Origin of the sequence: Qipengyuania sp. (assembly GCF_964227205.1) — a bacterium.
GTDB lineage: Bacteria > Pseudomonadota > Alphaproteobacteria > Sphingomonadales > Sphingomonadaceae > Qipengyuania.
The window spans coordinates 117,424-131,164 of the sequence record NZ_CAXQVB010000001.1 but is presented as its reverse complement, the minus strand read 5'-3'; the positions used below and the strand labels follow the sequence as shown (position 1 = coordinate 131,164).

The following is a 13,741-nucleotide window of genomic DNA, read 5'->3' as shown; positions in this document are numbered from 1 at the left end:
GGTGCCTTACAGCCTGGCGATTTCCTGCTTCGCCGCTTCCATGCCCGCGGCGATAGCATCGGGGCCGAAGCCCGCCTTCTCGACGCGGACGAAGTGGAGATCGTCCACGCCGATGAAACCGAAGAAGGTAGCCAGCAGGCTTTCCTGGTTTTCGGCGATCTGGTCAGTCGAATATGCGCCGCCGCGCGCCGAGCCGACCACGACCTTGCGCCCTCCTGCAAGGCCCTCGGGACCTTCTGCCGAATATCTGAAGGTCACGCCGGGCACACCCAGCCGGTCGATCCACGCCTTGAGCTGGCTGGGGATCGAGAAATTGTACATCGGCGCGCCGACGATCACGACGTCGCTGGCAAGGAACTCGTCGAGCACCGCGCGCTCCTCCGGATAGGCGGCGGCGACCGCCTCCTCGTGCGTTTCGGGCGGCGTGCGGATCGCGCTGGTGGTGATCGGGTCGATATGCGCCAGCGGCTCGGCGACAAGGTCACGCGTCACCACCTTCGCATCGGGATACTTTGTAGTGAAATGAGTGAGCAACTCGTCGGTCAGCTTGCGGGTGATCGATTGATCGCCCGTGGTCGAGCTGTCGATGCGAAGAATTTGCATGAAGTCTACTCCGTAGTTACTGTCGATAACCTGGAGGCCATATGGAAACCGCAACCCGCCCCGCACAAGAAGGCACTTTGCCGTCCGATAGGGACACCGGTGTAACCCTCGAAGTTCACGACGCGCCGCAATGTGCCGCGGTGAACGACATCCTCGCGCGCGTCGGCGACAAGTGGTCGGTGCGCGTGGTGATGGCGCTGGAGGGCGGATCGCGGCGGTTCAACCAATTGCGCCGCGACATTCCGGGCATTTCGCAGCGCATGCTGACGCGTACGCTGCGTGGGCTCGAGCGCGACGGCCTCGTCAGCCGCACGGTTACGCCCAGCGTGCCGCCAAGGGTGGACTACGCACTGACCCCGCTCGGCCGGTCGCTATGCGACCCGGTGGCGCGGCTGGGCAACTGGGCGATCGCCAATATCGGCAAGGTCGAGAACGCGCGGGCCGTGTTCGACAGCGAGCAGGACTGACACGAAGCGACTTCCTCAGGCGTCGTCCTCTTCGTCCTCGCCATCGTACTCATCATCGTAATCGAGTTCGGGAAATTTCGCTCCGCTCTCGCGCATCGCCTCGATCCGCTCCACGACCTTGCGCCCCAGCTTGGGATAGTGCGGGTCGGAGGAGAGCGGGCGTATAAGGCCAAGTGCGGTATCGAAATCGCCGAGGCGGGCGAAGTCGTAGGCCAGCCAGATCCGATACTGTGTGACCTGCGGCGCGTTCTTGAAGGCGGCGATGTAGGCGTCGTGCATCATCTCGCCCTCGCGGCCTTCGTAGACATAGCTGCGGGCGAAGCGGAACAGCGCCTCGACATTGGTCGGATCGGTGCGATTGGCGATCTGGAAGTGCCGACGGGCGACCTTCCACGCCTGCGCATCGGTGTCGCGGCTTTCCATCAGGCGGCGTGAGAGGATGCGACCTTTGACGATATTGGCGCGGTAATTGGCGGGGTCGAGGGCAAGCGCGCGATCGGCCAGGGCCTCTGCCTTGACGAAATATGGCGCTTCCATCGCATCATCGTGCTTTTTCATGTACTTCCAGCGCTCGGAGCTCTCGATATCGAATTCGCTCATCGCCGCTTCGGCCAGGGCTTCGGCAGGGGTCGGGCCGGTTTCGGCATAGGCCAGCAAATCGTCGCGCGTATCCTCGCGATCATGCCCGCCACGGCGCCGGAGGGTGTATTCGATCATGCGAACCTGTGCAGGGTCGACCGGCGCAAGCGAGACCTCGTCGCTCCATGCGAAGGGATCGCTCGACACGGCATAATCCATCTTCTTGGTGACATAGCGTTCGAGCCGTCGCTCCAGATGTTCGAGATTGCCGAAGACCGCTTCTGCCGCTTCCAGAGTCTCTTCCCCGGCGGAGAGGCGATCGAGGTAGTGCCCGATCCGCGCGCCGCGATCCTCGTCCATGTAGAGCATGTGGGTGAGCGCCCATGACCAGCCGTAGAAGCCATAGATCACGTAGGGCGAATCCTTGTGCGGCCAGCCCATCAGCTTCTGAATCTCGATGTCCTTGTTGCGGCGAAGTTCCGGCGAGCGATGCTCGGCAAGCGCACCATAGGTCCAGCGCCCGTCGTCGCTGAACTCGACCGTACCGAGGAATTCGGCGAAGCCTTCGCGCAGCCATGCCGGGACCGGCGCGGAGAAATGGCGATACATGAAGTGGTGCGCATATTCGCGGAACAGGACGTGCTGCCCGTCCATCTCTCCCCGATCGCGCGGGGCGACGGCGAAGGTCGCTTCCGCGCTCGCCGTGTAGAACCCGGCAACATAGCGCGAGCCGAGCAGCTTGCCGACATTGCGCGAATCATCGAGCAGATAGACCGTCAGCTTCGCCTCGTCGGGGCGGGTGGGCTTGTCGAACCAGAAGCGCAGCAGCCCGTCGAACTTTTCGAGCCGTCTGGTGTAATCGACCAGAACACCCTCGTCCGCATCGGAGTAGACGGTGAAATGCGCACTGTCCGCCCGTTTCCAGCTTTCCTGTGCAATGGCAGGTGCTGCACAGACAGCGCAGAGGATTGCCGCAAGAGCGACCAAGTATTTTTTCACGAGCAGCGACCCCGGTTAAAGACAGATCCAATAATCCCGCCCGGTTTGTCTATCGCTATACGGGCGATGTCAATCAGACGAAGCTGTAGGGATCGATATCGACAGCCATGCGCACGCCGGGCGGGTGGTCGACCTGTCTGAGCCAGCCGCGGATAACGTCCTGCAACTGTACGCTGCGCCGCGCATTGATGAGGAAGCGGTAGCGGTAGCGATTGCGGAGCAGCGCCATGGGAGCAGGCGCCGGACCGAGGATGACGCATTCGGCCACTTGCGGGCGGAAGGCGCCGAGGCGGTTGGCGGCCTCGCGCGCTTCGGCGTCGTCCTCGGAGGAGATGATGATTGCGGCCCAGCGACCGAAGGGCGGGGCGCCCGCATCGCGGCGCATTTCGGTTTCGGCGGAATAGAAGGCGTCGCGGTCGCCTGCGGCCAATGCGGCGATCACCGGCGCTTCGGGATGGCGTGTCTGGATCAGCACCTCGCCCGGCTTCGAGCCGCGCCCCGCGCGCCCGGCCACCTGCGCTACCTGCTGGTAGGTCCGCTCGCCCGCGCGCAGATCGCCGCCCTCGAGACCGAGATCGGCGTCGACCACGCCGACCAGCGTCAGCTCGGGGAAGTGGAACCCCTTGGTGACGAGCTGTGTGCCGACGATGACGTCGATCTCGCGCGCCTCGACCGCGCTGATGAACTCCGCCGCGCGGCCGGGCGAATTGAGCGTGTCAGAGGTCGCAACGAAGACCCGCGCCTGCGGCAGCCGCTCGGCAACCTCGTCGGCGATGCGTTCGACGCCCGGGCCGCAGGCAACGAGACAATCGGGCTCGCCGCATTCGGTGCAGGCCTGCGGGGCGGGGGCCTCGTGCCCGCAATGGTGGCACGCGAGGCGGCGGGTAAAGCGGTGCTCGACCAGCCATGCGCTGCAATTGGGGCACTGGTAGCGGAAGCCGCAATTGCGGCATAAAGTCAGCGGCGCATAACCGCGCCGGTTGAGGAACAGCAGCGACTGCTCGCCGCGCTCGAGCCGCTCCTCGATCCCGTCGACCAGCCGCTGCGCCAGCCACATGCCGTGCGGGGGCTTTTCCTCGGTCAGGTCGATCGTGTCGATGCCGGGCAGCTGTGCCCCGCCGAAGCGGCTCGGCAAATCGACCTTGGTGTAGACCCCGCTCTCGGCCATCTGCAGGCTTTCGAGCGCGGGCGTGGCGCTGGCGAGCACCACCGGCACTTTTTCGAAATGCGCGCGCATCACCGCGACGTCGCGCGCATTGTAACGCACGCCGTCTTCCTGCTTGAAGCTGGTCTCGTGCGCCTCGTCGACGACGATCAGGCCGAGCCTTGCGAAGGGCAGGAACAGCGCCGAACGCGCGCCGACGACGACTTGCGCGCTGCCGTCCGACACCGCGCGATAGGCGCGGCGGCGCTCGGTCGATTTGAGCGAGGAATGCCACAGCACGGGCGCCGCTCCGAAGCGCTCCTCGAAGCGGTGGAGGAAGTTTTCGGTCAGCGCGATCTCGGGCAGCAGGACGAGCACCTGGCGGGCCATCCGCAGCGCCTCGGCGACGGGCTCGAAATAGGTCTCGGTCTTGCCCGATCCGGTGACCCCGTCGAGGAGAAAGGGCGCGAACTCGGCCGCGCGTACTGCCGACGCGAAGGTCGCCGACGCCTCGGCCTGCGCGGGACTCAAGTCGACATGCGCGAAATCGGGCTGCGCGCGGTCGTAGGGGCGGTCGCAATCGACTTCGACCGGTTCGAGCACGCCGTGATTGACGAGCCCGCGCAGCACGCCTTCCGAGACCCCGGCGATCCCTGCCAGCTCGCGAATATTGGCCTGTTCGCCGTCGAGCGCCTCGATCGCCGCCATGCGCTGCGGGGTCATCCGCTCGGGCAGGCCGCCAGTGAGGCGGTATTCGGTCATCGTCGCCGGGCCCTTCAACGCGCCGCCCGAGGACAGCGCCATGCGGGCGACGCTGGCGAGCGAGGCGACGTAATAGTCGGCGGTCCATTCGATCAGGCGGCGCAGCGCTGCGGAGAGCGGCGGGATCGGCAATATCCCCCTGAGGTTGCGCAGCTTCTCCGCCGGAACCTCGGTGCCGGGCAGTCGTTCAGCCTCCCAGACGATCCCGATCACGGTGCGCGGACCCAGCGGGCATTCGACGACCGAGCCGGGATCGACGGCCATTGCTTCGGGCACCTTGTAGTCCAAGGGGCCGAGGGCGGCATTGAGGACGAGGCAGCGTACGCGGTTCATCGCCGGGCCATATGGGCGGCGCCAGCGAAGAGAAACAAGGGTGGGAAGCAAGAGGACTGACGATATGACCCAAATTCTCGAACGACCCACCGGCCGTCGCGCCTTCATCGGCGGGCTTTCGCTCGGCACAGCGGCGCTGGCGCTGCCCGGCTGCACCAGCCTTGGCGGCTTCGGCCTGGTCGATGCCGTCCAGCGCATCCTGTTCCTGTCGAGCGAGCGCGCTTTCGCCCGCATGCTGCAGGGCGACGGCTTCTGGGACCAGCAGGTCGCCCAGCTCGGGCTCGGCAATCTCCTCGGCACGCGCGGCGATGTGCTGAGCCGCATCCTCACCTCTTCGCTGTTCAAGAGCCGGCTGGAGAACGCCTTCGGCGATATTGCCTATGAAGGGGCCGAGCGCGCCGCGCCACTGGTGACCGAAGCGGTGCGCACGATCGGCATCCAGAACGCCATCGATCTCGTGCGCGGCGGCCCGACCGCGGCGACCGGCTTCCTGCGCGGGGCGATGGGCCGTACGCTGGTCGAGGCGATGATCCCCGAACTCGGCAGCGCCATGCGCGTCGCCGGCGATCCGCTGGTGGGCGAATTGCTGCGCGGTCTGACCGGGGTCGACGTGGCCGGCGCCACGAATCGCTTCGCAGCCAATATCGACGACACGATCTGGCGCGAAATCGGCGTCGAGGAAGCGGCGATCCGTCGCAATCCCGAGGCGACGCGCGATCCATTGATCATCGGCGTCTTCGGCTCAGGCGGGGGGTACTAGCCGCACCGCCGTCGCATCGCTAAGGCTGCCGGTGAATCGCACAGATCCTCCGGAGCCCGCGCACATGAAATTTTTCGTCGACACTGCCGACATCGCCGACATCAGGGAGCTGGCCGAGACCGGCCTGCTCGACGGCGTCACCACCAACCCTTCGCTGATCGCCAAGTCGGGCCGCGACTTCATGGAAGTGACCAAAGAGATCTGCGGCATCGTCGACGGGCCGGTGAGCGCCGAAGTGGTCGCGCTCGACCATGAAACGATGATGAAAGAGGCCGAAACGCTGCGCAAGATCGCCGACAATGTCTGCATCAAGGTGCCGCTGACGATCGACGGGCTGAAGACCTGCAAGAAGCTCACCTCGGACGGCACCATGGTCAATGTGACGCTGTGCTTCTCGGCCAACCAGGCGCTGCTGGCCGCCAAGGCCGGGGCGACCTTCGTCTCGCCCTTCGTCGGTCGGCACGACGACAATGGTTTCGACGGCATGGCGCTGATCCGCGATATCCGCCTAATCTATGACAACTACCCGACCTTCACGACCGAGATCCTCGTCGCCAGCGTGCGCAACCCCGTCCATGTGCTCGAAAGCGCGCGCATCGGGGCCGACGTCGCCACGATGCCGCCCGCGGTCATCAAGGGCCTGTTCAAGCATGTCCTGACCGACAAGGGCATCGAGGGCTTCCTCAAGGACTGGGAAACCACCGGCCAGAGCATTCCGACCGCCTAAGTGACCGAGCAGACTCCTCTCGACCGCTTCAAACAGGCGCTGACCGGCGCGGCTCGGGCGCTGGCGCACGAGCCCGAGGTCGAGGTGGCGTGGAGCGCGGATGCGCCGGCGCAGAACGGCAAGAATTTCCGCGTCCCGCTGCCCGGGCGCAACCTGCCGCGCGAACAGGCGACCGAGGCGCGGGGGTTTGCCGACAGCTTCGCGCTGCGACTGCGGCACCATAACGAGACGCTTCACGCCAAGGGCGCGCCGCCCGAACCGATCGCGCGCGCCTGTTACGATGCGATCGAACAGGTCCGTTACGAGGCGATCGGGTCGAACCGCTATGCCGGTATTCGCGACAATCTGAACTCGGCGGTGGAATTGCGCACCGCGTCGGATGCGATCGTGCGTGCCGACGAGGCGAGCGAGGTACCGCTCGCCACCGCGCTCTCGCTCATGTTGCGCGAGGCGGTGACCGGCGAGGCGATTCCCGACAGGGCGAAGGCCGGGGTGGAGCTTGTGCGCGAGGACATCCTCGCCAAGATCGGCACCGACATGGACGGGCTCGCCGAGGCGCTCGACGACCAGCGCGCTTTCCAGGACCTGGCGCTCGACATGCTGCGGCATCTCGACCTGACCTTGCCCGACAATCCCGAAGCGACCGACGCCGAGGAGGGTGAGGAAGACGAGGGCGAGAGCCCCCAAGACCAGGACAGCGACGAAGAGGACGAGGGCGGTGCCGAGCCGCAGGCCGCCGACGCGCGCAGCGAGGTCACCGACGGCGAAGCCGATGGCGATGCCGACCAGGAGGTCGACGGCGAGCAGCAGATGGCCGACGGCGACCCTTCGGACGAGGGCGAGGAGGGCATGCATCCTGTCCGCCCGAACCGCCCCTGGACCGACGTGCCCGAGACTTTCGAATACAAGGCCTATACCGCCAAGTTCGACGAGGTCGTCGAGGCGCCCGAGCTGTGCGACAATGAAGAGCTCGACCGGCTCCGTGCCTATCTCGACAGCCAGCTGGCGGGGCTTCAGGGCGTGGTCACGCGGCTCGCCAATAGGCTCCAGCGCCGCCTGATGGCGCAGCAGAACCGCAGCTGGGATTTCGACCAGGAAGAAGGGCTGCTCGATGCCGCGCGGTTGACCCGCGTTGTCGTCAGCCCGGGCCATGCGCTGAGCTACAAGATCGAGCGCGATACCGAGTTCAAGGACACGGTGGTCACGCTGCTGATCGACAATTCGGGCTCGATGCGCGGGCGGCCGATCAGCATTGCCGCGATCAGTGCCGACATCCTCGCGCGCACGCTCGAGCGTTGCGGGGTGAAAACAGAAATTCTCGGCTTCACCACGCGTGCGTGGAAGGGCGGGCAGAGCCGCGAGATGTGGCTCGCCGATGGCCGCCCGGCCAATCCCGGCCGCCTCAACGACCTGCGGCACATCCTCTACAAGCAGGCCGACGAGCCCTGGCGCCGCGCGCGGCGCAATCTCGGCCTGATGATGCGCGAAGGGCTGCTCAAGGAAAACATCGACGGCGAGGCGCTGCTGTGGGCGCACGACCGCCTGCTCCGCCGACCCGAGGACCGCCGGATCCTGATGGTGATCAGCGACGGCGCACCGGTCGACGACAGCACGCTGAGCGTCAACCAGGCGGGCTATCTCGAAGGGCACCTGCGCAAGGTGATCGACTGGATCGAGAAACAATCCCCCGTCCAGCTCGCCGCCATCGGCATCGGCCATGACGTCACCCGCTATTACAAGCGTTCTGTGACGATCATGGATGTCGAGCAGCTCGGCGGGACGATTATCGAACAGCTGGCCGATCTGTTCGAGGTGGAATGACAGGTTGGTGGACGGGGCGATAGAAATCCGCCTGGTCGGCCCCGATGACTTCGCACTGGTGACCGAAGTGCGCGGGATTTTCGACAATCCTCCCATTCCGGAACAGACGCGCAATTTCCTTGCGAGTGATCGCGAGTTCCTGTGGCTGGCGTTTTGCGACGGGGAGATCACGGGTTTCGTGAGCGCGACGAGTATCCTCCATCCCGACAAGCTTCCGCACCTGTTCGTCAATGAACTCGAGACACGCGAAGGCTTTCGTCGGCGTGGGATCGCCACGCGCTTGATGCGGACCGTGCAGGACTACGGGAAAGCGCAAGGCCTGTGGCCGATCTGGGTCGCAGCCGAAGGTGACGACGCGCAAGCAATCGCCTTCTACCGTTCGCTTGGGGACATGGAGGAACGCGGCGCGACCGTGTTCGAATGGGAGTAACAATGAACGTATCCGAAGCCGTAGCCAGCCGCCGTTCCGTGCGCGCCTTCACCGACCGCCCGGTCGAGCGTGAGGTGCTCACCCGTATCTTCGACAAAGCGCAGCGCAGTCCGTCGGGTGGTAACACCCAGCCGTGGCACGGCATCGTCCTCACCGGAGATCCGATGCAAAAGCTGTTCGCGCGTGTCGCGCAGGATCTACCCAGGGGGCGCGAGGCGTTTGCGCCCGAATACCACGTCTATCCGCCCGAACTCGACGGGGCCTACGAACAGCGCCGCCGCGGGGTGGGCGAGGATATGTATGGCGCGCTCGAAATCTCCCGCGAGGAGAAGGGCAAGCGGCTGATGTGGTTCGCCAACAATTTCCGCGCCTTCGGGGCGCCGGTGCTGATGCTCGTCCACACGCCCAAGTACATGGGCCCGCCGCAGTGGAGCGATATCGGGATGTGGCTCCAGACCATCGGCCTGCTGTGCCGCGAGGAAGGGCTCGACACCTGTTTCCAGGAAGCCTGGGCGGTCTACAGCCCTCAGATCCGCGAAATGGTCGACATTCCCGAGGACCATATCTTCTTCTGCGGCGTCGCCATCGGCTACCGCGATCCGGATGCTCCGGTGAACAATTTCGAGGTGAAACGCGCGAGCCTCGATGAATCCGTGCGCTGGGAGGGGTGGTCCTAACCCCTCTCACCATCCGTCATTGCGAGGAGCGAAGCGACGCGGCAATCCAGAGTCGTCCCGCGACCCGCTCTGGATTGCTTCGCTACGCTCGCAATGACGAGGGAGGGAATTGACCCACGCGCCTGCTGTCGCCATTGCGCCCCGCATGACCGACACGCCGCTGAAGCTGTTCAACTCGCTGACCCGCCAGCTCGAGACCTTCGAGCCTGTCCATCCCGGCGAAGCGCGCGTCTATACCTGCGGTCCGACGGTCTACAACTACCCGCATATCGGCAATATGCGCGCCTATGTCTTTGCCGACATTCTCGGCCGGACGCTGAGCTGGAAGGGCTACGACCTCACCCACATCATCAACATCACCGACGTCGGGCACCTGACCGACGACGGCGATGCGGGCGAGGACAAGATGGAGAAGATGGCTGCGGCCAAGGCGCAGTCGATCTGGGATATCGCAAAGCACTATACCCAAGCCTACTGGGCCGATGTGAAGGCGCTCAACATCCGCGAGCCGGCCAAGTGGTCGGTCGCCACCGATTACATCGATGAGATGATCGCCTTCGCGAAAAGCATCGCCGACAAGCACTGCTACGAGCTCGATAGCGGGCTCTATTTCGACGTCTCGACCGTGGAGGATTACGGCCGGCTCGCGCGCGCGGTTACCGACGAGGGCGAGGGCCGCATCGACACGGTCGAGGGCAAGCGCAATGCTGCCGATTTCGCCATCTGGCGCAAGACCCCGGCGGGCGAGACGCGGCAGATGGAATGGGACAGCCCCTGGGGCAAGGGCGCACCGGGCTGGCATCTCGAATGCTCGGTGATGGGCGAGAAGCTGCTCGGCTTCCCCTTCGACATCCACACCGGAGGGATCGATCACCGCGAGATCCACCACCCCAACGAGATCGCGCAGAACCAGGCCTTCTGCGGCTGCGGCGGGCTCGATGAGGCGACGCATTCGGGCGCGAAGATCTGGATGCACAACAACTTCCTCGTCGAACGCTCAGGAAAGATGTCGAAAAGCTCGGGCGAGTTCCTGCGGCTGCAACTGCTGGTCGACAAGGGCTACCACCCGCTCGCCTACCGGATGATGTGCCTCCAGGCGCATTACCGCAGCGAGCTGGAATTCAGCTGGGACGGGCTGGGCGCGGCACTAACGCGGCTCAAGCGGATCGTGATGGCGGTGGAGCGGTTGCGGGATGCGAGTGCGGCGGACGCGGCACATCCCAAGTTCGCTCCCATGCGTGAAAAGTTCGCCGAGGCCATGTCGGACGATCTCAACACGCCGATTGCGCTGGTCGCGCTCGAAGAGGCGCTTGCGGTCAAGAAGGTCGATGCGGGCGTCAAGCGCGCGGTGGTCGAGGAGATGGACCGCGTCCTTGGTCTCGACCTCTTCGGCCTCACCCGCACCGATCTCCGCATCCGCCCCAAGGCCGTACAGGTCAGCGTGGACGAAATCGAGGCCGAACTGCTCCGCCGCAAAGAGGCGCGGTCGGCGAAGGATTTCGCCACCAGCGATGCGATCCGCGACAGCCTTGGGGAAAAAGGCGTCGAGGTGATGGACGGCGACCCGCTGGCTTGGGAATGGAAGGTGTGACCAAGGCCGATCCCCAGACGCTCCTCTGGCAGCATCTCGAGCATGCGCCGCAGGGTCTGATGTTCGTCCGCGACCACGAGGCCGAAGGCTTCGTCCTCCCGCTTTATTGCGCCGAGGCGCACCTTGCGATCGAGGTCGACGACGATCCCTTCAGGCGCAAGGAAGATGGCGTGCGCGAGCGCTGGCAGGAACGCCACAGGGTCGACATCATGCAGGTCCCGCCGAGCCACGTGCTGCGCAATGCCAGCGAAGTGGCCGAGGCGATCGTCGACATTGCCAGCCGCCGCAAGGAACGGTTCGCGAAATAGGCTGCCACTCTCCCTCGCGCTTGCGGGAGGGGCGAGGGGTGGGCAAGGTTAGAACGAAGCCGTCGGGGACGGGCCCACCCCCGGGCCTTCCTGCAGGCGGGAGGGGAGTTTCTCGATGACCAAGGCCCTGCTGTCCGCCCTGATCCGTCCGCTGGTGGAGCCGCGCCTGCCCGAATGGGTCGAGCCGCTGTGGTTCGCGAGCAAGGATCAGGCGCTGGAGTTCGCACCGGAGGCGGAAATCGGCTGGTTCGACCTCAACGAGAAGGAGCCGATGGTCGAGATCGCCAGGGCCGCGACCGGTCTCAAGTGGATGAATTCGATCTATGCCGGGCTCGATTTCATGCCGCTCGACCTGCTCAAGCAACGCGGCGTCACGGTGACCAATGGCGTCGGGATCAACGCCCTGACCATCGCCGAATATGTCGTCATGCTGATGCTCGCGCATGCCAAGGGCTATCGCGAAGTGGTCCGCGCCCAGGATCGCCATGAATGGCTGCTCGACAGCCCGGGCAAGCGCGAACTGGCGGGCGAGCGCGTGCTGCTGCTCGGCATGGGTGCGATCGGCTCGCTCATCAAGACGCGGCTCGAGGCCTTCGACATGAAGGTGGTGCCCGTGCGTCGCTCGGGCGCAGACGGCGCGCTCAAACCGGGCGAATGGCGCGCCAAGCTGGGCGATTTCGACTGGGTTGTCCTCGCCGTCCCCTCGACGCCCGAAACGCGGCACATGATCGGCGCGCTGGAGCTGGCGCAGATGCGCCCCAACGGCGTGCTGGTGAACATCGCGCGCGGCGATGTGGTCGACCAGGAGGCGCTGGTCGAGGCGCTGCAGGAGAAGACAATCGAGGCGGCGCTGCTCGACGTCACCGATCCCGAACCGCTGCCCGAGGACCATCCGCTGTGGGACCTCGAGAATGCGCAGGTCACCATGCACCTTTCGGGCCGCGCGCAGAACAAGATGTTCCAGCGCAGCGCCGACCGTTTCGTCGAGAATCTCGAACGCTGGGAAAACGGCGAGCCGGTTCAGCCACAGATGGATCTCGACGCGGGATATTGACGGAACGCGATCCGCCACCGGGCCGTTCGTCTCGATGAACAGGAGACGCCATGCCCACTCTCAAGGATACATACCCGCTCTACCTCAAGGGCAAGCCGCAGCAGCCGAATACCGATCTCGAGGTCACCGATAAATACACCGGCGAGGTCGCCTTTCGAACCGCGCTGGCCGATCCGGCGATCATCGACGAAGCGATCGCCGGTGCGGTGCGCGCTACCGCGCCGATGGCGAAGCTCGCCAGCTACGAGCGCAAGGCCGTGCTCGACCACTGCGTGGCGCGCTTCGAAGAGCGATTCGACGAACTCGCCTATGCGCTGTGCGTCGAGGCGGGCAAGCCGATCAAGGATAGCGAAGGCGAGGTCACTCGGCTGATCGACACCTTCCGCATCGCGGCGGAGGAATCGGTGCGCATGTATGGCGAGGCCATGCCGCTCGACATTTCCGAACGCGCGCGGGGCTATCAGGCGATCTGGAAGCGTTATCCGATCGGGCCGTGCAGCTTCATCTCGCCATTCAACTTCCCGCTCAACCTTGCGGCGCACAAGATCGCACCCGCGATCGCGGTGGGTTGCCCCTTCGTGCTGAAGCCGGCCAGCAAGACTCCGCTCGGCGCGCTCATTATCGGCGAGACACTGGCCGAAACCGAGCTGCCCGAAGGCGCCTTCTCGATCCTTCCGGCTTCGCGCGACGGGGCCGACCTGTTCACGGTCGACGAGCGGTTGAAGCTGCTCAGCTTCACCGGATCGGACGAGGTGGGCTGGGCGCTGAAGGCTCGCGCAGGCAAGAAGAAGGTGGTCATGGAACTGGGCGGCAACGCCGCGGTCGTGATCGACCACGATGCCGATCTCGACGATGCGGTCGACCGGGTGATCACCGGGGCATTCTACCAATCGGGCCAGAGCTGCATCAGCGTCCAGCGCATCGTCGTGCACGAAGCGGTCTACGAGGCCTTCCGCGACAAACTGGTGGCCAAGGCGAAGGTGCTCAAATCGGGTGACCCTAAGGACCGCGAGACCTTCATCGGCCCGATGATCGACGACGCCGAGGCCGAGCGGGTGGAGGCATGGATTGCCGAGGCCGTCGATCGGGGAGGCAGGCTGTTGTGCGGCGGATCGCGCGATGGGCGGATCGTGGAGGCGACCCTGCTCGAAGGTGTCGACAAGTCGGCCAGGGTGGTCAACGAGGAAGTCTTTGGGCCGGTCGCCGTGCTGATGAAATTCTCCGACTGGGACGAGGCGCTTTTCGAGGTCAACCGCAGCGAATTCGGCCTCCAGGCGGGCATATTTACCCGTGACCTGTTCAAGGTTCTCGACGCCTGGGACAGGCTCGAAGTCGGCGGATTGATGGTCAACGAGATCCCCAGCTACCGCGTCGACAGCATGCCCTATGGCGGGGTGAAGAATTCCGGGCTCGGCCGCGAAGGCATCCGCTTCGCCATGGAGGACATGACCGAGATCAGGAACCTGGTGATCCGGCGAACCTGATC

General features: G+C 65.2%; 13 protein-coding genes. 10 read left to right on the top strand and 3 right to left on the bottom strand.

The genetic code is table 11. The annotated features are described in order from the left end of the window. Positions 1 to 6 precede the first annotated feature (6 nt). A complete protein-coding gene (locus ACEQZ0_RS00700) occupies positions 7 to 603 on the bottom strand; it encodes an FMN-dependent NADH-azoreductase (protein WP_370187275.1) in 597 nt (198 codons plus the stop codon). Between the two features lie 41 nt (positions 604 to 644). Here ACEQZ0_RS00700 and ACEQZ0_RS00695 point away from each other — a divergent pair, with 41 nt between their 5' ends. Continuing rightward, complete coding sequence (locus ACEQZ0_RS00695; RefSeq protein ID WP_370187271.1) at positions 645 to 1,070, top strand: winged helix-turn-helix transcriptional regulator; 426 nt, start codon at positions 645 to 647, stop codon at positions 1,068 to 1,070. Between the two features lie 15 nt (positions 1,071 to 1,085). Here the strand turns inward: ACEQZ0_RS00695 and ACEQZ0_RS00690 are convergent, their stop codons facing one another. Then, on the bottom strand, positions 1,086 to 2,648 hold the full coding sequence (locus ACEQZ0_RS00690; protein ID WP_370187268.1) for a hypothetical protein: 1,563 nt from the start codon (positions 2,646 to 2,648) through the stop codon (positions 1,086 to 1,088). Between the two features lie 73 nt (positions 2,649 to 2,721). Then, a complete protein-coding gene (locus ACEQZ0_RS00685) occupies positions 2,722 to 4,887 on the bottom strand; it encodes a primosomal protein N' (protein ID WP_370187265.1) in 2,166 nt (721 codons plus the stop codon). A 64-nt stretch (positions 4,888 to 4,951) separates the two neighbouring features. Between ACEQZ0_RS00685 and ACEQZ0_RS00680 the strand changes: the two genes are divergently transcribed. The 9 genes from ACEQZ0_RS00680 (at position 4,952) to ACEQZ0_RS00640 (ending at position 13,739) form a co-directional block, all read left to right on the top strand. Then, the gene (locus ACEQZ0_RS00680; RefSeq protein WP_370187262.1) at positions 4,952 to 5,647 is read left to right on the top strand and encodes a DUF4197 domain-containing protein; all 696 of its coding nucleotides are present in this window, start codon (positions 4,952 to 4,954) and stop codon (positions 5,645 to 5,647) included. Positions 5,648 to 5,711: 64 nt separating this feature from the next. After that, complete coding sequence (fsa, locus tag ACEQZ0_RS00675; RefSeq protein ID WP_370187258.1) at positions 5,712 to 6,374, top strand: fructose-6-phosphate aldolase; 663 nt, start codon at positions 5,712 to 5,714, stop codon at positions 6,372 to 6,374. Further along, positions 6,375 to 8,195 carry a cobaltochelatase subunit CobT gene (cobT, locus tag ACEQZ0_RS00670; protein ID WP_370187255.1) on the top strand — a complete coding sequence of 607 codons (1,821 nt, stop codon included), beginning with the start codon at positions 6,375 to 6,377 and terminating at the stop codon, positions 8,193 to 8,195. It abuts the gene before it with no gap. A gap of 7 nt (positions 8,196 to 8,202) precedes the next feature. Next, positions 8,203 to 8,625, top strand: a complete 423-nt coding sequence (locus tag ACEQZ0_RS00665; protein ID WP_370187252.1) for a GNAT family N-acetyltransferase — start codon at positions 8,203 to 8,205, stop codon at positions 8,623 to 8,625. A 2-nt stretch (positions 8,626 to 8,627) separates the two neighbouring features. Beyond that, entirely contained in the window at positions 8,628 to 9,302 is a 675-nt protein-coding gene (locus ACEQZ0_RS00660; RefSeq protein WP_370187249.1) for a nitroreductase, read from the top strand. A gap of 145 nt (positions 9,303 to 9,447) precedes the next feature. Beyond that, complete coding sequence (gene cysS, locus ACEQZ0_RS00655; RefSeq protein WP_370187245.1) at positions 9,448 to 10,893, top strand: cysteine--tRNA ligase; 1,446 nt, start codon at positions 9,448 to 9,450, stop codon at positions 10,891 to 10,893. After that, positions 10,890 to 11,201, top strand: coding sequence for a DUF559 domain-containing protein (locus ACEQZ0_RS00650; protein ID WP_370187243.1), 312 nt, complete (start codon positions 10,890 to 10,892; stop codon positions 11,199 to 11,201). Before cysS ends, ACEQZ0_RS00650 begins: the two co-directional genes overlap by 4 nt. A 115-nt stretch (positions 11,202 to 11,316) precedes the next feature. Beyond that, on the top strand, positions 11,317 to 12,255 hold the full coding sequence (locus tag ACEQZ0_RS00645) for a D-2-hydroxyacid dehydrogenase (protein ID WP_370187240.1): 939 nt from the start codon (positions 11,317 to 11,319) through the stop codon (positions 12,253 to 12,255). A 50-nt stretch (positions 12,256 to 12,305) separates the two neighbouring features. After that, positions 12,306 to 13,739 (top strand): aldehyde dehydrogenase family protein, encoded by a 1,434-nt coding sequence (locus tag ACEQZ0_RS00640; RefSeq protein ID WP_370187237.1) that lies wholly within the window; start codon positions 12,306 to 12,308, stop codon positions 13,737 to 13,739. Positions 13,740 to 13,741: the final 2 nt, after the last annotated feature.